General features: G+C 53.0%; 16 protein-coding genes. 6 read left to right on the forward strand and 10 right to left on the reverse strand.

Going from position 1 to position 17920, the window contains the following annotated elements; all coding sequences use genetic code 11:
• On the reverse strand, positions 1-535 hold a 535-nt coding region (locus tag JJL52_RS15225; protein WP_202053343.1), incomplete at its 3' end, for a hypothetical protein.
• 380 nt (positions 536-915) lie between these two features.
• Between JJL52_RS15225 and prsR the strand changes: the two genes are divergently transcribed.
• Complete coding sequence (gene prsR / locus JJL52_RS15230) at positions 916-2292, forward strand: PEP-CTERM-box response regulator transcription factor (RefSeq protein ID WP_202053344.1); 1377 nt, start codon at positions 916-918, stop codon at positions 2290-2292.
• A gap of 62 nt (positions 2293-2354) precedes the next feature.
• Here prsR and JJL52_RS21605 read toward each other — a convergent pair whose 3' ends face one another.
• Positions 2355-2489: a hypothetical protein gene (locus JJL52_RS21605; protein ID WP_272901745.1), complete on the reverse strand. Its 135-nt coding sequence runs from the start codon at positions 2487-2489 to the stop codon at positions 2355-2357.
• On the opposite strand from JJL52_RS21605, the gene JJL52_RS15235 reads away from it, so the two are divergent.
• Together JJL52_RS15235 and JJL52_RS15240 are read left to right on the forward strand one after the other, a co-directional pair.
• Complete coding sequence (locus JJL52_RS15235) at positions 2488-3132, forward strand: S1 family peptidase (protein WP_202053345.1); 645 nt, start codon at positions 2488-2490, stop codon at positions 3130-3132. The genes JJL52_RS21605 and JJL52_RS15235 overlap by 2 nt on opposite strands.
• Before the next feature lie 353 nt (positions 3133-3485).
• Positions 3486-4874 (forward strand): TIGR03013 family XrtA/PEP-CTERM system glycosyltransferase, encoded by a 1389-nt coding sequence (locus JJL52_RS15240; RefSeq protein WP_202053346.1) that lies wholly within the window; start codon positions 3486-3488, stop codon positions 4872-4874.
• 112 nt (positions 4875-4986) lie between these two features.
• Here the strand turns inward: JJL52_RS15240 and JJL52_RS15245 are convergent, their stop codons facing one another.
• From JJL52_RS15245 to JJL52_RS15265, 5 genes are all read right to left on the reverse strand, one after another.
• Positions 4987-5595: a hypothetical protein gene (locus tag JJL52_RS15245; protein ID WP_202053347.1), complete on the reverse strand. Its 609-nt coding sequence runs from the start codon at positions 5593-5595 to the stop codon at positions 4987-4989.
• A gap of 83 nt (positions 5596-5678) precedes the next feature.
• Complete coding sequence (locus JJL52_RS15250) at positions 5679-6149, reverse strand: nucleoside deaminase (protein WP_202053348.1); 471 nt, start codon at positions 6147-6149, stop codon at positions 5679-5681.
• The gene (gene metA, locus JJL52_RS15255) at positions 6146-7210 is read right to left on the reverse strand and encodes a homoserine O-succinyltransferase MetA (protein ID WP_202053349.1); all 1065 of its coding nucleotides are present in this window, start codon (positions 7208-7210) and stop codon (positions 6146-6148) included. Before metA ends, JJL52_RS15250 begins: the two co-directional genes overlap by 4 nt.
• A gap of 12 nt (positions 7211-7222) precedes the next feature.
• Positions 7223-8068, reverse strand: coding sequence for a P-loop NTPase family protein (locus tag JJL52_RS15260; RefSeq protein WP_202053350.1), 846 nt, complete (start codon positions 8066-8068; stop codon positions 7223-7225).
• Between the two features lie 18 nt (positions 8069-8086).
• Positions 8087-8386, reverse strand: coding sequence for a DUF6763 family protein (locus JJL52_RS15265; RefSeq protein WP_005369922.1), 300 nt, complete (start codon positions 8384-8386; stop codon positions 8087-8089).
• 240 nt (positions 8387-8626) lie between these two features.
• Between JJL52_RS15265 and JJL52_RS15270 the strand changes: the two genes are divergently transcribed.
• The 3 genes from JJL52_RS15270 to JJL52_RS15280 all read left to right on the forward strand — a co-directional run bounded on the left by JJL52_RS15270 (position 8627) and on the right by JJL52_RS15280 (position 11798).
• Positions 8627-10099 carry a helicase HerA-like domain-containing protein gene (locus tag JJL52_RS15270; protein WP_202053381.1) on the forward strand — a complete coding sequence of 491 codons (1473 nt, stop codon included), beginning with the start codon at positions 8627-8629 and terminating at the stop codon, positions 10097-10099.
• A 145-nt stretch (positions 10100-10244) separates the two neighbouring features.
• Positions 10245-11213, forward strand: a complete 969-nt coding sequence (gene pip, locus JJL52_RS15275) for a prolyl aminopeptidase (RefSeq protein WP_202053351.1) — start codon at positions 10245-10247, stop codon at positions 11211-11213.
• Between the two features lie 12 nt (positions 11214-11225).
• Positions 11226-11798 carry a UbiX family flavin prenyltransferase gene (locus JJL52_RS15280; protein ID WP_202053352.1) on the forward strand — a complete coding sequence of 191 codons (573 nt, stop codon included), beginning with the start codon at positions 11226-11228 and terminating at the stop codon, positions 11796-11798.
• Between the two features lie 176 nt (positions 11799-11974).
• Here JJL52_RS15280 and JJL52_RS15285 read toward each other — a convergent pair whose 3' ends face one another.
• From JJL52_RS15285 to JJL52_RS15295, 3 genes are all read right to left on the reverse strand, one after another.
• The gene (locus JJL52_RS15285; RefSeq protein ID WP_202053353.1) at positions 11975-13345 is read right to left on the reverse strand and encodes a DUF3999 family protein; all 1371 of its coding nucleotides are present in this window, start codon (positions 13343-13345) and stop codon (positions 11975-11977) included.
• Positions 13342-15873 carry a DUF2339 domain-containing protein gene (locus JJL52_RS15290; RefSeq protein ID WP_202053354.1) on the reverse strand — a complete coding sequence of 844 codons (2532 nt, stop codon included), beginning with the start codon at positions 15871-15873 and terminating at the stop codon, positions 13342-13344. The genes JJL52_RS15285 and JJL52_RS15290 overlap by 4 nt, the downstream gene beginning before the upstream one ends.
• A 420-nt stretch (positions 15874-16293) precedes the next feature.
• Positions 16294-17898 carry a tetratricopeptide repeat protein gene (locus JJL52_RS15295; RefSeq protein WP_202053355.1) on the reverse strand — a complete coding sequence of 535 codons (1605 nt, stop codon included), beginning with the start codon at positions 17896-17898 and terminating at the stop codon, positions 16294-16296.
• Positions 17899-17920: the final 22 nt, after the last annotated feature.

Here is a 17920-nt window from a genome sequence, read left to right on the forward strand (position 1 = left end):
TACCAGGGGCATTACCAGGGGCATTACCAGGGGCATTACCAGGGGCATTGCCAGGGGCATTGCCGGAAACAATTATTGGAGCCCCTCCAGCACAACCGGCAGTGCCTGCAACAACGGTCACGGCTGCAACCAAGGAACTGCCGTTACAGAAGTCATAGCTTCCGCCGCCGTTGGCATAGACCCTATATGAGCCATCGCCGTCACCACTCAGGTAGTTATAATTAACCACCGTATCAACTCCAGTACCTGACACCGACCAATGGCCGACCTGCGATGTTGGGTCGATTGGATCAGTACTGCCTTTTTTGAAATCCCACAATTCTCCGCCGTCACGATGCTCTTCCTGTATACCCATGACTACGCCATTATAGGTCGCGTTCGCGTCACAAACAGTATTATTTGTTAGCAGTGTGGACAAATTGTTATTATTGCTGCCATCATCCGTGACCTGATTGTTGCTACAGTCAGCAATTGCCTCTTCAGGCAGTGTATTCATTAACAACAGTGCAACGGCACAAAAAAAATGTCTCAACATCGTATTTCTCCAAGCAAATGAATGAAAAATGGGATTAACAAAAACAATATGTTAACCCTAACGCCTTTGCCACGCGAGTCGATATTTTATCTATGACGCTTAAATAGCTAAGAATAAGTAATTATAAAATTTATTTGTTGTCGAACCGGCATAGCACTTACTTAATATCTAACCTAGATTATCAGCTATTTGTCAAAGCATTTCCAGCCATAATGTTAAGCCATAGTCTCCGGATGCTTCAATTTCACAGTGCCGCTCATTGGACGCTTTGCGTCTTTCGCGTCTATACTTTATAAGTATCTGAAATGGCCATTTTTTTGCCATTAACCTTGAAATATGGGTTGTGGCGTTAAACGGATAGTAATTTTCCCTTTTTAAAAATGAATGACAAAAAAATTCTGCTCGTGGTTGAGGATGACCTGGGCCTGCAAAAACAATTGAAATGGGGATTCGATTCCTATCAAACGGTGATTGCCGGCAATAGGGGGGAAGCAATCGCCGCGCTGCGCCGGTATGCGCCCGGCGTAGTGACGCTCGACCTGGGACTGCCGCCTGATCCTGCAAATGCCAGTGAAGGGCTCGCGACACTTGGGGAGATTCTAGCTTTGGCTCCGTCGACAAAGGTTATCGTCGTAACGGGGAATGACGATCGGGATAATGCCATTCAAGCGGTGGCGATGGGAGCTTATGATTTTTACCAAAAGCCGGTCGATATCGACATTCTCAATATGATCATCAAACGAGCTTTTCAGCTCGACGAACTGGAGAAAGATTACCTGATGCTACGGCAAAAGACACCGGAGCCTCTGGCGGGTGTCATTGCTTCGTGCAAAAAAATGCATGAATTGTTACGCAAAGTTGAGAAAGTTGCGCCTACGGATGCGACCACTTTGTTGCTAGGCGAAAGCGGAACCGGTAAAGAAGTGCTGGCTAAGGCCATCCATGGGCTAAGCAATCGTTCGAATAAGCCGTTTATTGCCGTAAATTGCGCCGCTATACCGGAAAGCCTGCTGGAGAGCGAGCTGTTTGGCCATGAAAAAGGCGCATTTACAGGAGCCGTACAGCAAACCAAAGGCAAAATTGAATATGCTAATGAGGGCACCTTTTTCCTGGACGAAATAGGCGACCTTTCGTTTCCGTTGCAAGCCAAGCTGTTACGCTTCATTCAGGAAAGGAAAATCGAAAGAATCGGCGGAAGGCAGGAAATTCCGGTGGATGTCCGCATCATTTGCGCAACCCATCAGAATCTGCAAAAATTAATCGATCAGGGGCAATTTAGAAATGATTTATATTATAGGATCAATGAAATAGCCCTTCATATTCCGCCTTTAAGAGAAAGGGAAGGGGATGCGATAGTTATTGCTACGGCTTTATTAAAACGTTTTTGCGAAGCGAATAATAAAAAAATTAAAGGATTTAATAAGGAAGCGGCGCAAGCGATTGAAACTTACCGATGGCCCGGCAATATTCGGGAGCTTGAAAACAAGATAAAAAAAGCAGTGATTATGTCCGATGACGTGTATATTACTGCTGATAATTTGGAGCTCGATCATCAAGTGGAGAATGCGTTGCCTTTTAATCTGAAAGAAGTCAGGGAATCGGCTGAAACAGTTGCCATTAAAAGAGCGATAGCCTATGCCGATAATAATATCTCGAATGCGGCAAAGCTTTTGGGTATAACGCGTCCGACGCTCTATATGTTGCTTGAGAAGTATAAAATCCGATTGAATTCGAATGAAGACAGCATAAGTGTCTGACGCTCTGGATTTTTAAAGTCGATACATTGTTTTTTGATATGTTATAGGACATCAAACTTGAATTATTCGAAATTTTTGTCAATTTTTTTAATAATATCAATTTGTTGCATCTTTACAGGGAAAGGTTTTGCCGAGGCGGATTTTTCCGGGGCTGTGGAAAAAGTAAAGCCCAGCGTCGTGGCTGTAGGAACTTTCATGTCGACCCGTAATCCTCGCAGTGTTTTTTTAGGAACGGGTTTTGCCGTGGGGGATGGCAGTATCGTCGTTACCAACGAGCATGTGGTCCCGGCAATAATCGACAATAAACATTTGGAGCAATTGGCCGTCTTCTGCCATTATAAAAATGATGGCGGTAAAGTGATTTTTGCTAAAGAAGTGGCCCGAGATAAGGAACACGATATTGCCATTTTAAAATTGACAGAAGGCACTTTGCCGCCCCTCAAGCTGGGCAGTCTTTCTAATATACGCGAAGGACAATTTTATGCATTTACCGGCTTTCCTATAGGCATGGTTTTGGGGCTTTATCCGGTAACGCATCGGGGAATGATTTCCGCGATTAGTCCGAATGTGACTCCTTTGCTCAAATCGGCACAGCTGAATCCAAAGCTTCTTAAGCGTTTGGAAGAGCCTTATGATGTGTTTCAATTGGATGCCACGGCATATCCCGGAAATAGCGGCAGTCCTCTCTACGACCCGGATTCCGGAGATGTTATCGGTATTATCAATAAGGTTTTTGTGCAGGAAAGCAAGGAAAATATTTTATCGAAACCTAGCGGTATTACCTATGCTATTCCTATTACTCACATCAAAAATCTGTTGAAAGATAAAGGATTATTATAGTTTTATATCCTGCATATGACTTGAAAAGATCGCGGTGTAACCTGTCAGTCTTGTTGCGTGAAATGGTAATTCTTTGATTTACTGGATTTTTTAAAGTTAAAATTGGTTTTTCTAAATTAAATCATATAATTGGATTTGATTTGTGCAATAAAGCCCAACCTGGGTAAATATTTCTACTTAAAAGCATTAGCTGTGTCACAAAATCGGTTTTCAGTACTCATATTCTTACCGGTTCAGGCAAGAAAATCTTAGTAAGCCAAAAATTTTTTACTAAACTGTTAACTAGTATTTTTATACAACACTATAATCCTACTAAGACTAAGAAAAAATCCTTAACGACACAGAGATAATGTATGATACGTATTTTTAATCACTACATCTCCATAACCTATGTATTTTTGTTATTAATCGAATGTATTATTTTTTTTAACGCGATGTATTGGGGGAATAAAATTCGGTTTTTGGCTTCGGAAACTTGGTATACAAAATACGATATCTTACAGGCTAGTGGTATTTTTGCTCTTGCATTGACCTTTTCCTGTTTTTTGGTCGGATTATACCGAAGAACTTTAACATGGGATGATTATAATTTAATCAAGCGAATGCTATCCGGTTTCATTTTGGCTTTTTTGGTTATTACCCAAATATATTATTTTCTTCCGGAAACCCTTATTGCCAGAAGCGTATTAGTCTATGCGTTTTCGATCGCCTTTCTGGCGATGGTTGGCTCGCGTTTTTTATTTTATAAATTCGTAAATCTCGATAATTTGAAAAGAAGAGTTTTGGTTGTTGGTACCGGGAATAAGGCGCAAGCGATTACTACAATCAATGATTCATTCATCCATAAGGATTTTAAGATAATCGGTTGTCTGGAATTGGCCGGCCAACAGATATTGGTTGATAAAGGCTCAGTCATTCAATCCACAAAAAAACTGCCTGAAATTTGCGAAGAATTAAAAATTGATGAAATTGTAATAGCCCTTGACGATAAGCGCCAAAATATGCCTGTCGATGAGTTGTTGGATTGTAAAATGTCGGGAATTAAAATCCTGGACACCATTGCTTTCTATGAACGGGAAAAAGGTATTATTGCATTGAATGAGCTTTATCCCAGTTGGCTGGTTTATTCCAGCGGTTTTGAGCAAAGCAACTTTAAATCGATCGGAAAAAGGGCTTTTGACGTCTTGGCAAGCCTAGTATTGCTCGCAGTCGCCTGGCCGTTCATGTTAATTACCGCCATAGCAATTTTTGTGGAAAGTGGATTAAAAGGACCAGTCATTTACCGGCAAAAGCGCGTAGGAGAAAATGATAAAACGTTCGAAGTTCTCAAATTCCGAAGCATGCGTCTGAATGCAGAAAAAGGAGCGCCGCAATGGGCTGCGCAAAATGATAGGCGCGTGACCCGAGTCGGGGGGGTGATTCGGAAATATCGTATCGACGAATTGCCGCAAATATTCAATGTCCTTAAAGGGGAAATGAGTTTCGTCGGACCCCGTCCGGAAAGACCGGAGTTCGTACAAGGCTTTGAAAAAACCATACCCTACTATAGTGAAAGGCACCGGGTAAGGCCTGGAATCACAGGGTGGGCTCAGTTATGTTATCCTTATGGCGCCAATGAGCATGACGCTTTGCAAAAGCTGCAATATGATTTGTATTATGTAAAAAATTACAGCTTGTTTCTCGATTTATTTATTATGTTCCACACTGTAGAAGTTATTTTGTGGGGAAAAGGGGCAAGATAAGTTTCTATAGAGAAATTTAAAGGTAAGTAACACGCTCTTCTATTTCTAAAAATAGACTCTCCGAATTCAAATGGCGTGTAATGTAAAGCCTCAGAAAAAATAAGTGGCGCGATTAAATCGTCCGATCCTGCCGCGACGGTTCGGGCGGAACGGACTTTTCCAACCGGCGGCGAAATTCCTCCAGCTGTTGCAGTAGCCCGTCGCTGAAGCCTTCCAGCTGCTTTTCAAGCTCCGGAAGCTGCTGTTGCAGATTCTTGTTGATCGCCTCGCCGATCCCTTGCAGGCTTCTGAAGATCTGTCCGAACGGCAGATGGAGATAATTGTTCATCGTTTGCAGGTAATCGACTTTCCATTGATCGTCTTCTTCGACCAGCACGGTATCGAAAACGACCTTTCTGTTATCGGGCTTTTTCAGCGTAAGGACGGTCGCGACCTTGGCGCTGTCTCCGTCGACCTTTGCGGACCCTGTCCGCGGCGACGCCTGTTCCAGTTCGGGCTGCTTTGTGATCAGGTATTGGGAGACCTGGGTTGTGTAGGTTCTGGCGATTTCGGGATCGCCTTGTGCCATGGCCTCCCAGAATGCCTGGGTGACTTTTTCCGGCGGCGGGCCGCTCTGGCAGCCGCTCAATATGAACAATAAACCGAACAAGCCGGCGATGCGGATTAGATTTTCTTTTAGAGGATAAAGAAAAAACTGTGGTGATGTGGTTGTCGTGGTCATACGAAACCTCCAAGTGATGGCAATAACCCCGGAACAAAGTGTTATGCTAAAGAGGTGGAGTCGCTCGAAAAAATGTCTCCGGGCTAATAACGCACCTTGTCGCTTTTATTGGCCCACGCGGTGAAAGGCCGCAACGCATCCGGCAGGTCGAGATGCAACATCGTGATCCGGCGCTCGGCGGGCGGAACGGTCAGCTCATCATAGATGAAGCTGTCGTCAAAATCCGCGGCCGCCGCATCGTGCCGGTCGCAGGCGAAGTAAACCTTTTGCAGCCTGGACCAGTAAATCGCGCCGAGGCACATCGGGCAGGGCTCGCAGCTGGTGTAAAGGATGCAGCCGGTTAACTGGAAGTCCTGCAGTTTTCGGCAGGCAAGCCGAATTGCCATGATTTCGGCGTGCGCGGTCGGGTCGAGGCTGCTGGTGACCCGGTTGCCGCTGCTGGCGATGATCTCGCCCTGCTTCACGATCAGCGCGCCGTAAGGGCCGCCCTGTCCCGATTCGACATTCTCTACGGCCAGATCGATCGCCTGCTGTAAAAATTTTCGATGCGTCATAGGCCCAGTGGATTGTCCGGATCGATCCCGTCCATGAACGGCAGTCGGCGATCCTGATTGGTCAGCTGATAGACCTTGCCGAGCCAGTTGTCGAACACGGCCCTGGCCGTATCGCGCCAGGTGTTGTCGATTGTGCCGAGCACCTGGGTTTCCGGAAACTCGTCAAGAGGAGCGCCCGATTGCCGTGCGGCGATCACATGCTCCCGATAGTCGGTGAAGACGCGCTGCGCTTCCGGAGTGAAATAATTGACCGGGAAGGGCGGATAGTCGTCGATTTCTGCGCGGTAGTAACGCAGGACCTCGCGCTTGTATTCCTTCAGCAGGCTGATGTCGTCGTACTCGGGATGGCCCTGGAAGAACACGACCCGGAATCCGTCCGGGCTGACCGCCAGATGCACGCCCGCGTCCGCGCTGACCGCAAGCACCTTCAAGCCTTTCGCTTCCATATCTTGCTGGAAAATTTCGTTGAAACGCGAATGCGGTACATCGAAGCGGGTATTGATTTCGGCGACCAGGGGGTGTGTGCGGTTGACCAGGCGATGCGAAAATACGCCCCAGCGCTTGTCCGGCAGCCGGGTGCGCTCGATCCCGTAACAGAACTCGATTAAGGCATGGGTCGCTAGGCACGAACACAGCACCGAGGTGACGTTTTCCTTGGCCCAGGTGAATACTTCGGTTAACGGCTTCCAGAAATCTTCCTCGGGCAAATGCGGATGGGTCACGTTCGCGCCGCTGATGATCAGCGCGTCCAGGCCGTCCTCTTTGATTTTTTCGAACGGCTCGTAATAGCGGGCGATATGGGCCTTCGCCGCTTCGCTTCGCGGCAGTCCATCGATCGTAAACGGGTGCACATGAAACTGCGCGATCTGGTTGCAGGCGCCGACCAGCCGGAAGAACTGCCGCTCGGTGGCTTCCAGTGCCGCATCGGGCATGATATTCAACAGGCCGATGTGCATCTCGCGGATGTCCTGATGGCTGGCACGGTCGAGCGCCAGGATCTCCTCGCCTTCCTCGCGGAGCCGGGCGAACGTCGGTAAATCGGTATGGGCGACTAACGGCATCGTCTTATTTCCTTACTGCTGAGCCGCGATCGCGGCGGCGAGCAGGCGGATAAAATCGTCTTCGTTCTGCACCTTGGCCGCATCGTGCGCGTTGACCGTATACCCGTACTGGTCGGCAATCGCGCGGTAACGCGGCAGTCGGGACCGATACAGTTCCGGAAATACCCAGGTCACGAATTCGTCGGGCGGTATCGCCTCGGTCGAGGAATAATTTTTCTGCGCCATGAATTCGGCGAGCTTTTCGTCGAGAAAGGCCTCCCGGTAATAGAGCGGTTTCGGGTCGGTCTTGGAGCGCTGGATGATCGTCTCCTCCAGATCCTTCGGGATTTCGATATAGACGATCAGCGTATGCGCGGCCAGCGTTTCGAGTACTGCGGGACAGTCGAGCTCGCAAACGCTGCCGCCGGCGTCATTGATGAAGTGCCTGTAGCCGTAAATGTCTTCGGCTTTGCGGATGAAGTCCGGCACGTCGTTCATCGCGCAGATCTCGGCCTGATGATGCAGATTTTGCCGGCGCTTGAATTCCTCGAGGGGAAGCCCATGAAATTGCGGATTGCCCAGTTTGCCGAGGAAGCTCGATACCGGCGCAAGATTCTCGACGGTGATGTTGTTGCTGATTCGGATCGAGTCCGAGAGCAACAGGTCGCGCAGGAACGGCACGTGCATCGCCTGGCGCTTGATGTTGTCCATGATCGGCTCTTCGAGATAGCGGGTGCCGATCCGGTAGTCGCCCGAATAATGAAACCATTTGGCTTTAGGCAGTTTGTTCGCGAGAGTGGTCTTGCCGGCGCCGGACATCGCCAGCAAGGTAATCCGCTTCGTTTCCCAATCCAGGAACTCCTGGGGGTCCATTTTCATATCGTGTTATTTCCTGAGTTAATCCAAATAATCCTCGAAATCGATGTCATCGGGGTTGCGCCGATGCTCATCCAGATCGGTGTAGCCCAGATCGTCGTCTTCGAGGTCGTCGAAAGGCGCGCTCCAGTCTTCCGGTTCTTCAATATAGTCGAAGGTCGAATTATACCAGCTCTCATGGTCGTATTCGCCGATGTCGCCGTCCAGATACTGGACCTCGATCGAATCTTCACCTTCCTCGATGTTGATGACCTTGAAAGTCAGATTGTTTTCCAAATCTTTGTACCAGTTTCCGACGATAGGATCTGCCACGGTTGCCATAAGAGTTACCTCCGATAAATTAAGTTTGTGCTGTAGGGGATGAAAAAACGGCAGGATTTCAATCGCGCTCCTAACCGACAGCGCAATCATCGTTCCGTTGATGACGATATGGATGCGTCCTGCCCGGCTTCAGTTCAACCGGACCGACAGTTTCGGTAGTTATAGAGGAAGTGCCGCTTTCTTGCAAGATGGGCCTGTGCTAGGATGCGTAAACTCATGACTCTTCACAGCGGGCTTCGCATGCAGGAATTATTTATCGGCGGACAGAACGGCGTCAAGGTCTTCTTGAATGCCGCGATGGGCAATCGCCACGGGCTGATTTCCGGCGCGACCGGAACCGGCAAGACCGTTACCCTGCAGGTCCTGGCCGAAGGCTTTTCAAAAATAGGCGTGCCGGTGTTTCTGGCCGACATCAAGGGAGACCTGTCCGGGATCGCGCTGCCTGGCCAAATCAATGACAAAATCAGCGAGCGGTTACAGCAGGCCGGTCTCGAAGGTTTCCAGCCGCGCGGCAATCCGGCGGTGTTCTGGGACGTGTTCGGCAAGACCGGCCATCCGGTCCGCACCACGATCGCCGAGATCGGCCCGCTGTTGCTCGGTAATCTGCTGGAGTTGAACGATACGCAAAGCGGCGTCTTGTACAGCGCCTTCAAAATCGCCGACGACAACGGGATGCTGCTGCTCGATCTGAAAGACTTGCGCGCGCTTTTGACCTGGATGGGCGAGCATGCGAAGGCATTGCAGGCCGAATACGGCACGATCGCGTCGGCGAGCCTGGGGGCGATTCAGCGGCAGCTCCTGGTGCTGGAACAGCAGGGTGCCGAACACTTCTTCGGCGAACCGGCGCTGAATCTCGAAGACATCATGAAAACCGACTTTTCCGGCAACGGCGTGATCAGCCTGCTCGATGCGACCGAACTGGCCAACAAATCGCCGCGTCTGTATGCGACCTTTCTGCTCTGGCTTTCGGCCGAACTGTACGAGAACCTGCCCGAAGCCGGCGATGCCGACCGACCGAAGCTGGTGCTGTTCTTCGACGAGGCGCATTTGATGTTCGATCAGGCGCCGAAAACGCTGATCGATAAGATCGAGCAGATCGTCCGGCTGATTCGCTCGAAAGGCGTCGGAGTTTATTTCATCAGTCAGAGCCCGCTCGACATTCCGGAGGAGATTCTCGGCCAGCTCGGGCTCAAGATCCAGCATGCGCTGCGGGCGTTTACGCCGAAAGACCAGGCGGCTGTCAAAAGCGTCGCGGGTACTTTCCGCGCCAATCCTTCCCTCGCTACCGAAACCGCGATACTGGAACTGAAAAAAGGCGAGGCGCTGGTGTCGGTACTGGACAAAGACGGCGCTCCAATCCCGGTCGAGCGCGTTTTGATCCGGCCGCCCGAATCGCAGATCGGGCCTTTAACCGCGGAGCAGCGCCGGGAAATGCTGAACCGCTCGCCCTTCAAGGGGCGCTATGAACAGGCCGTCGACCGCGAGTCCGCTTACGAAATGCTCAAACAGAAAGCGCAATTGGCCAGCGCGGAAGATTTGCGGGACATTTCCGACAGGATCGGCGGCAAACGCTCCGCTCCCGCACGTCAGCCGCGCAGCCGCGAATCGGCGACCGAAGCACTGCTCAAAAGCGCTGCGAGAAGCATTGGCAGCCAGGTCGGACGGCAGATCGTGCGCGGGGTGCTGGGTTCTTTGCTGGGCGGTCGTCGTTGAGCCATGGTTTGATAGCTCCCGCAACCCAGGTTAACAGGCTCAGCCGAAGTAGGGTACGCTGCGCGTACCTTTTTGAATTTTAACGCTTCCGTCAAACGGTACGCGCAGCGTACCCTACGCAAAAAGGAATTCGCCCACTTACTGCATGAAAACACTGTATCCAGAGATTAATCCCAACCGAACTTTTTATCTTGAAACCGGCAGTCCGCATTCGGTTTACGTCGAGGAAAGCGGCAATCCGGGCGGTATTCCGGTGATTTTCCTGCACGGCGGCCCGTGTTCCGGCACTAAGCCCGATCACCGGCGTTTTTTCGATCCCGAACGCTACCGGATCATTCTGTTCGACCAGCGCGGCTGCGGCCAGTCGAAGCCGTTCGGCGCAATCGGCAACAACACCACGCAGGATCTGATCGATGACATGGAGCGGATTCGCACGCAGTTGCACATCGATCAATGGCTGTTGTTCGGCGGTTCCTGGGGCGCTGCGCTGGCGCTGCTGTATGCCCAGCAGCATCCGGAGCGCGTGCTCGGAATGATCCTGCGCGGCGTCTTTCTGGCTCGGCAGACGGATATGGACTGGTTTCTGAAAAACGGCGCGGGGAAAATCTATCCTGAGCAATGGCAACGCCTCTATGAAAGCGTGCCTTCGCGCGACCGGATCAATCTGCTGCAGGGACTCTGCCATGCGATTACGGGCGAGGATGAGGTTGCCCGGCGCCGGGTTGCGCGCGAATGGTCGGCCTGGGGCGGGCAGGTGGCGCTCGGCAATGCTTTTCAGGCGGAGGAAAACAGCCATGTGACCGAGCAGATGGTTCAGCAGGCGGCGATGGAACTGCATTATGCAGAGCACGGCTATTTTATCGAGGAAAACCGGATTCTGGACCACTGCGATCAACTGCAGGACATTCCCACCGTGATCATTCACGGCCGCAACGATCTGGTCTGCCCGATCGAAGCTGCGTTCAGCCTGTACCGTGCGCTGCCCGGCGCCGAGATGATCGTACTGCCCAACGCCGGCCACATTGCCCAGAGCGAGGAAATGATCGACGCCTTGGTATCCGCCACCGACCGGTTTGCGGAGCGGCTCGCGGCCTCTGCCGCGGTCGGCGTGTAAGAGGAGAGCCGGATGCGGAAAAAACGCTTGATCATTGCGATGACCGGCGCCACCGGCGCGGTTTACGGGGTCAGAATGCTGCAGCATCTCAAACCGCAGCCGGAATGGGAAACGCATCTGGTGGTCTCGGATGCGGGGGTCGTGAACCTGAAGCACGAGATGGACATGAAACGCGCCGATTTAAGCCGTCTCGCCGATGTGACGCACGGAATCGGCGACATCGCCGCGACCATCGCGAGCGGCGGCTTCAAGACCGAGGGGATGATCATTGCGCCGTGCTCGATGAAGACGCTGGCCGCGGTCGCGCACGGCTTCGGCGACAACCTGATCTCCCGCGCCGCGGACGTAGTGCTGAAGGAAAGGCGGCGCCTGGTGATCATGCCGCGCGAAACACCGCTGAACCTGATGCATATTCGAAACATGGCGACGGTCACCGAGATGGGCGGCATCATGTTTCCGCCGATGCCCGCTTTTTACAGTAAATCGGACTCGTTGGCGGAAATGGTGAATGAGACGGTTGGGCGGGTGCTTGATATGTTTGGGGTGGATGTGGAGGGGTTGTATACGCCTTGGGAAGGGTTGTAGTTACGATTTTGAGTGACGCCGATCAGACCGGGACGTGCCGATCGGAGTATTGCGCAGTGTGCGCTTAATCAATTCTTTGTTTCGCTATCGCGAAGCCGAATTTACATGGAGTTCTCGGATAAGACGCTCCGCCCAGGCGCGAAAATTGAGGCGGCTGACGATTATGTCCCGCGCTCCTATTCACGAGGAAGCTCCTCAACCCGCCTCCCAACCCGCACCAAACTCCAAACCAAAACCAATACCGCAATTACCGCAGCGAGCATAAGAAACAGTTTGCTGTTTAGAATGCCGACCCAATCCAGTGATTCCGGCTCGGCGGGCGCCGCCGTTTCCGGTCCCAGGGCAGCCGGCGTCCGGGCATAACCCCTGCACAGCACTTCCTGGATCGGTCCGGTTTCGTAGCGGGGAGGCTTGGCATTCCGCGCGCCGTAGCGAAGATGGTAGCGGGTGTTCGGCGAGGGTAAAAACAATAAGTTGTAGCCGTTTCCGATACCGGTTACCGAACGGATCGGCAGGGGAGGATTATCCGCGTTTTCGATAACGATCCGATAGATGTCCCGGCGTTGTTCGGGGAACGGCAGCGTGAGCGGTTCGCGGCTGAATTCGCGGAAATGCACCGATTCCAGCGTCGCCGAACCGACGTCTTGCCAACCGCTTTCGATGCCCTTTTTATAGGGGACGCGCACAGTGGCCGGCCGGTTGAAATTTCGCGCCGTCGTTTCCAGCCGGAATCCGGTCAGCGGTTCCCGCGAGCCGGTCACGTCGATCAGGGTGGTATGCGTTTCCGGCTCTTCCTTGACGGTGAAACGTTGGGAATAGTCGAATTTTTTCTCGGTTTCGGGCTGCACCTCGCTGTGTTCGTGCCAAAAATCGACACGGTCGATTTTTAGCGGTATGCGCTGCAGGCGTTGCGAATCGACGACGATGTGCTCGTTTTTGCCGCCGCTGCCGCGTGCCGTCTCGATAGTTTGGGACCAGGCCGTCGCGCTGGCCGGCGCCGCCTCCTGAACGACGACTTTGAATTGGCGGAAAGTATTTTTCGGCAGCACGATGTCGCGCTGATCGAATTGCAGATAAGCCGAATAGTCGAAGATCGTCGCGTTTTGTACGAGCGGCGTCCAGTGCGTGCCGTCGTCGGAGCCGAAAACGTCGATACGGTGCTCGTAATTTTTGACCGGCGTATGGACCGTCAATCCGTCGGCGTTTTCGGAAGCTTTTTCCAGATCGTAGTAGACCTCGATCGAATTTTTGACCTTATTGACCGCTTTCAGTTTTCCATTGAAGTTTTGGCGGCTGGTCAGCGTTTTCGACTCGGCGGCTTTTTCCAGCAGGTAGGGCGTTTCGGTGCCGTTCTGGTCGACGATGCGAATATCCGGAAAACCGTCGCGGGCCGCTGCGTAGATACGGCTGTCCAACGGTACCGCCAACAAAACTTCGCCGGTTTCGGCTTTCCATTCGACCGGGCGGGAAAAACGGTAACCCGTTTCCGCGCCGGCAGCGAGCGCGGTCAGCAGTAAAACGCAGAACAGGGTCTTGCGGGCATTCATGATGGCTTCTCCGGCGTTTTGACCATAAAGTTTTGTTGATAACGCATGTAAGCGAAAGAACCGATCAACGTCAACAAACCCAGCAGGATGAAGGCGACAATCCGGTAGATTTGTTCGAGCCGTGCCAGATCGACAAAAAAGACTTTCCAGGCGACCACGCCGAATAGAATCAACCCCGTCAACCGCAAAGCGCGAAGCTTTTTTTGAATGCCGAAATAGATCAGGTTAAGAGCGAAAAGCGACCAAAGTATCGAAATCCCTCCCGAGCGCAAGCCCGGAACATAGGCATGAAGCAGCGAATTGGTTTCGAGCGACAGAAACACGAACAGCAGCGCTAAGGCCGCGGCTCCGAACAGGGGGCGCATGTGCCCGGCATCGGCGGCAGGCCAACGCCGAAAGGCAAAGGCGAGAAAGACGATGATCAGGCCGAAGTCCAGTAGGCGCATCAGTCCTGCGATGAAAGAATAGTCTCCCGTGTACAGAATCGTCCAGGCCCGTTCGCCGTTCCAGACATCGCCGGCGGCCAGATTCCAACTGGCCAGATCGAAGAAAATCAACTTCAACAGCACCACGGCAAGCAGCCATTGCAGACCCGTCAACATCGCCGGAAGCGAACGCTTGAGGTACGCGGTGGCGAGCAGATAGGCCAGCGCCAGCCAAAGTAAGGTGAGCACCGGTGGACGCAAGGGAGGAAACAAATAGCCCAGGCTGCGATAAAGCTCCAGTTGCAGAAACACGAACAACATTCCCAAAGCGAAAACCAGCAGGGCCGCCAGGGCTCCGTCCGGTTTTAGCCAGGGCTTGATGTCGTTATCCGCATCCAGAGAAAGCGAAGCGGCTTCCGGCGGTTTTTCCGTCAACTTGAAAGCGAGACCGAGCGAGCCGATCGGTATGCCGAAGCTGACCAGCCGTTCGATCAAGCCAAGCAGAAAGACGGAGAACGGTATATCGGCATCAAGGCCCCTGCCGTATTGGTTCGGCAGGTCGGCAAAACAAAAGCGTATGAGAACGATCGCGTAAAGCAAATAAGCCAGTTGACGTAAAAATTCGCTGCGCAATTTGCCGGAAAGCCAGAGCATGGTCAGAGCCTGTAACGACCAGCTGACGGTGATCCATTGCCGCGAGAGCATCAACGGCAAGCTGATGCTGATGAAAAAGGCCGCGAGCGCGATAAAACAGAGCAGGAGTTCGCGGTCCAAAATTCGCCGTACCAGGCAGTAATAAACGTGCCCGACGTAATAAACCGCGACGCCGAGGCTGACGGCCGCTACCCAGATTTGGCCGTATTGGTCTTTGACCAGCGGGTAGGCAACGCCGAAATAAATAGCGGCGTTGATGATCAGCGCCAGCAGGTCGAGCAGATTGGAACGCGTGCCTCTGACCAGGCTAGTCAAAAACACCATCGTCGAGTAAAGAACGAAAAAGGCGGTCAAAAACAGCATGACCGTCCGGAAGTCGGCCGGCGTCGATTTTTGCAAGGCCCCCAGGAACAGCGCGTAATTGAAGAAAAAGCTCAAAAAATTCAGCAGATACCATTTCTTGTAGGTATTGATGCCCAAAAGGCCGATGCCGAGCAGAAGCATGTAGCTGAACAGGCCGGGCAGGTTGACCGTGCCGGTGGATAGCAGGATCGGTGTGCAATAACCGCCGATGATCGCGAAAATTGCCACCAGCATCGATTCCAGCCTGACCGCCAGCGTGCACGCGGCGGCGGTGACGAGCGCCATCAACGGAAAAGCGGCGACGGCGCCGAGTAAATGGTAAAAACTGAAAGCGGCGAACACGCTGAAATAGAGCACCGCGATGCCGCCGCCGAGCAGCCCCTGACTGAGTAAGTGGTAACGTCCGCCGACCACGCGAGTGCCGCCGATGATCATACCGACACCGGCCAAAGTGGACAGCGCTACACGCGCCTCTTCACCGAGCAGCCCGTTATCGATCGAATATTTGAGGAAGAAAGCGATACCGGTGAGCAGAATCAGGATGCCGAGGCGCAGCAGCCAGTTGCTGGCTATGGCGTATTCCACCGATACGTTTGCGGGGCGATGGCCTTCGCCGACGATGATCCAGTTCCAGATTTGTTGCAGGATTTCTTTCGCGGCCAGTTCGAAGCGGCTCGGCTGATGGGATTCCCAGGACGTATCGTACCAGCCGGCGGTGTCGTACGCGGGCTGCACACCTTCCCGGTGAATGGTTTCCTCTTCATGGAGGCTTTCCTCCGGGCGGTTCCTTTCCTCTGCGGCGATGCTCTCTTCTTCGATCCGCGCCGAGGGCGGTTCGAACGAGGGAGGTTCGGCGGCAATTGCCGTAGCCAGGGTATCGGCGGTCGGCGGCGAAACGGCAAAGCGACTTGGCAATTCGGCAAGCGCGGATTCGATTCTGGCCAGGGTGTTCGCAATGTCGTGCATCTGCTCTTGCTGCCGCCGTACGGAGGCGCCCGTCTTAAAGACCGTTATCGCCGCGGCAAGCAAAACGACGCACGATACCGGGACGGCAAAAAACAAGATAAATCCGAAGAAATCGTTCATCAATAACTCCTCATCATTGCATGGCACGGTCGGGCGGAAGCCATTGCGGATCGCCTGCGGCGGGCAAGGGGCAATACTCTTGGCGCATTTCTTCAGGAAAGGCCAAGTTTTACGGCTACCGATTCATAGCCGGTAGAAGATGCGTTTTTTCAATCGGTGGCATAAAGCTTAAATGTTGCGAAACGTTATGTCGGGATTATGGTACATGATATAGGGGCATAGAAAATACGGAAAATATTCGAGCAAACTTACAATCGGACTCGCTCGCGGCGACGGTCGACGAAACGGTCGGCAAGTGCTGGACTTTCGGCGTGAAGGTCGGAAGTTTGTATATGCCCCTGAGAGAAATTGTAGGGTACGCTGCGCGTACCTTTTTAACTTTATCTCATAACGCCGCAGAAAAGGTACGCATAGCGTACCCTACATATCCGAGGGTTTCATATCGAATGCGACGCAGACTCGTTCCTGATCCGACTGAAACGGAATCGTTCTGTGAAAGAGGGAAGAGGGGAACAGCACTAGGTCGCCGACCTGCTGGTCGACGATCCGGCTCGGAAAATGGTCGTGCAATCTCGGATAGTCGTCGCCGTCGGTGCTGTACTCGAAGCTGCCTTCATGGCCCTGCTGTTTATCCGGCAGCTTCAGGTAGACGCAGCCGCTGATCCAGCCTTCTTCGTGGATATGGGAAGTCAGGTAGCCGCCCTGATTCATCCGCAAATACCAGGAGCTGGCGAATTCGATCCGGCGCGGAAACGCGCGGATGATTTCCTCGCGGCTCGCGGCAAAATGCTGCCGGTATTCCATCACCTTTTGCCGAAGCAGCGCGGCCAGTTTCTGGAACGAGGGTTCGGAGCGCAGTAATAAGTTTCCGGCGGACTGCATCCCGTAATAGAGCCTTCCCTGTTTCCGTTCGGCGATCGCCAGATGCCGGATATCCTCCAGGAGTTCCTGCAGCAGCGGGCTTTCGGCTGCGGCCAGTTCTTCGATTCGGGTATGCAGCACGTAGTCCATCGGCTGCTTACAGAAGTTATAGCTGTTCGGCGCTTCGAAATTGGCCGCGTAGTGGGCCGCCAGCGTGCCGAGCAGTATCGAACGGTGTGGGGCGGTGGCCGCCAGCTCGTCGAAGCGCTGTTTGAAGCATTCGAATTGGCCGGTTTTGTACAGGCATTGCAGCGACCGCTCTTTGCTGTCCGCAAAATCGGAGGCATCGAAATGGGGAATCGCCTCGTTCAGACGTCCTGCCAGGCAAAGCGTTTCGCCGAGATTGTAGCGGGCGCGGCCGTGCTCGGGCTGCGCTGTTAACGCCTGCTCATAGCAACGTACCGCTTCTTCCATCTCGCCGCGGTCGCGCAAGGTTTCGCCGAGCGAATTCCAGGCATCGGCGAACTGCGGGTCCAGATTCACCGCTTCCTTAAACTCGGCTACCGCTTCCTGATGACGACCCAGCCCGTACAGCACGGTTCCGAGGTTGAAACGGCCTCGGGCATCGGCATGAATCACCAATGCCTGGCGATAGCATTGCTCGGCTTCTTCCAGTTTTCCCTGCTGCTGCAGCACGGTGCCGAGATTGCCGTGCGCTTCGAAAAAGCGCGGTTCCAGATCAGCGGCCTTTTGATAATGCAGCGCCGCTTCCTTCAGAAAGCCCTGGCCTTGCAGCAGTGTTCCGAGATTGAAATGGGCGGACGGCAAGGCCGGTTTCAACTGCAGCGCCTTACGGTAACTGGCGACTGCGGCTTTCGGATCGTTCAGCTGCGTTTGCAGCACCCCCAGATTGAAATGAATTTCGGCGATAGTCGGATCGATCGCCAGCAGCTTCCGGAAACTGGCCGCCGCTTCTTTCAATTTTCCCTGCTGCTGCTGGCAAAGGCCGATCACATTGTACAGTACCGGCGCTTTCGGATAAGCCGCGAGCAGCGATTGCGCCATCAGTTCGGCCTGCGGCAGTCGGCCGCTTTGATAAAGCTGATGAAGCGCCTGCAGTTCGGCAGGTTGGGGCTGTTTTGAGGGCTTCGGTTGGGATTTCACGGGAATCTGCTTTAACGTTGCG

The sequence above is a fragment of the Candidatus Methylomicrobium oryzae genome (assembly GCF_016745425.1).
Lineage (GTDB): Bacteria > Pseudomonadota > Gammaproteobacteria > Methylococcales > Methylomonadaceae > Methylomicrobium > Methylomicrobium oryzae.

Coding starts and splice junctions, on each gene's coding strand:
- metA (WP_202053349.1), bottom strand. CDS start 7,210: ATGCCGTTAGTCGCCCATACCGATTTACCGACGTTCGCCCGGCTCCGC.
- JJL52_RS15270 (WP_202053381.1), top strand. CDS start 8,627: ATGCAGGAATTATTTATCGGCGGACAGAACGGCGTCAAGGTCTTCTTG.
- JJL52_RS21605 (WP_272901745.1), bottom strand. CDS start 2,489: ATGAAAGTTCCTACAGCCACGACGCTGGGCTTTACTTTTTCCACAGCC.
- JJL52_RS15245 (WP_202053347.1), bottom strand. CDS start 5,595: ATGACCACGACAACCACATCACCACAGTTTTTTCTTTATCCTCTAAAA.
- JJL52_RS15260 (WP_202053350.1), bottom strand. CDS start 8,068: ATGAAAATGGACCCCCAGGAGTTCCTGGATTGGGAAACGAAGCGGATT.
- JJL52_RS15240 (WP_202053346.1), top strand. CDS start 3,486: ATGATACGTATTTTTAATCACTACATCTCCATAACCTATGTATTTTTG.
- JJL52_RS15285 (WP_202053353.1), bottom strand. CDS start 13,345: ATGAATGCCCGCAAGACCCTGTTCTGCGTTTTACTGCTGACCGCGCTC.
- JJL52_RS15250 (WP_202053348.1), bottom strand. CDS start 6,149: ATGACGCATCGAAAATTTTTACAGCAGGCGATCGATCTGGCCGTAGAG.
- JJL52_RS15290 (WP_202053354.1), bottom strand. CDS start 15,873: ATGAACGATTTCTTCGGATTTATCTTGTTTTTTGCCGTCCCGGTATCG.
- JJL52_RS15235 (WP_202053345.1), top strand. CDS start 2,488: ATGTCGACCCGTAATCCTCGCAGTGTTTTTTTAGGAACGGGTTTTGCC.
- pip (WP_202053351.1), top strand. CDS start 10,245: ATGAAAACACTGTATCCAGAGATTAATCCCAACCGAACTTTTTATCTT.
- JJL52_RS15280 (WP_202053352.1), top strand. CDS start 11,226: ATGCGGAAAAAACGCTTGATCATTGCGATGACCGGCGCCACCGGCGCG.
- prsR (WP_202053344.1), top strand. CDS start 916: ATGAATGACAAAAAAATTCTGCTCGTGGTTGAGGATGACCTGGGCCTG.
- JJL52_RS15265 (WP_005369922.1), bottom strand. CDS start 8,386: ATGGCAACCGTGGCAGATCCTATCGTCGGAAACTGGTACAAAGATTTG.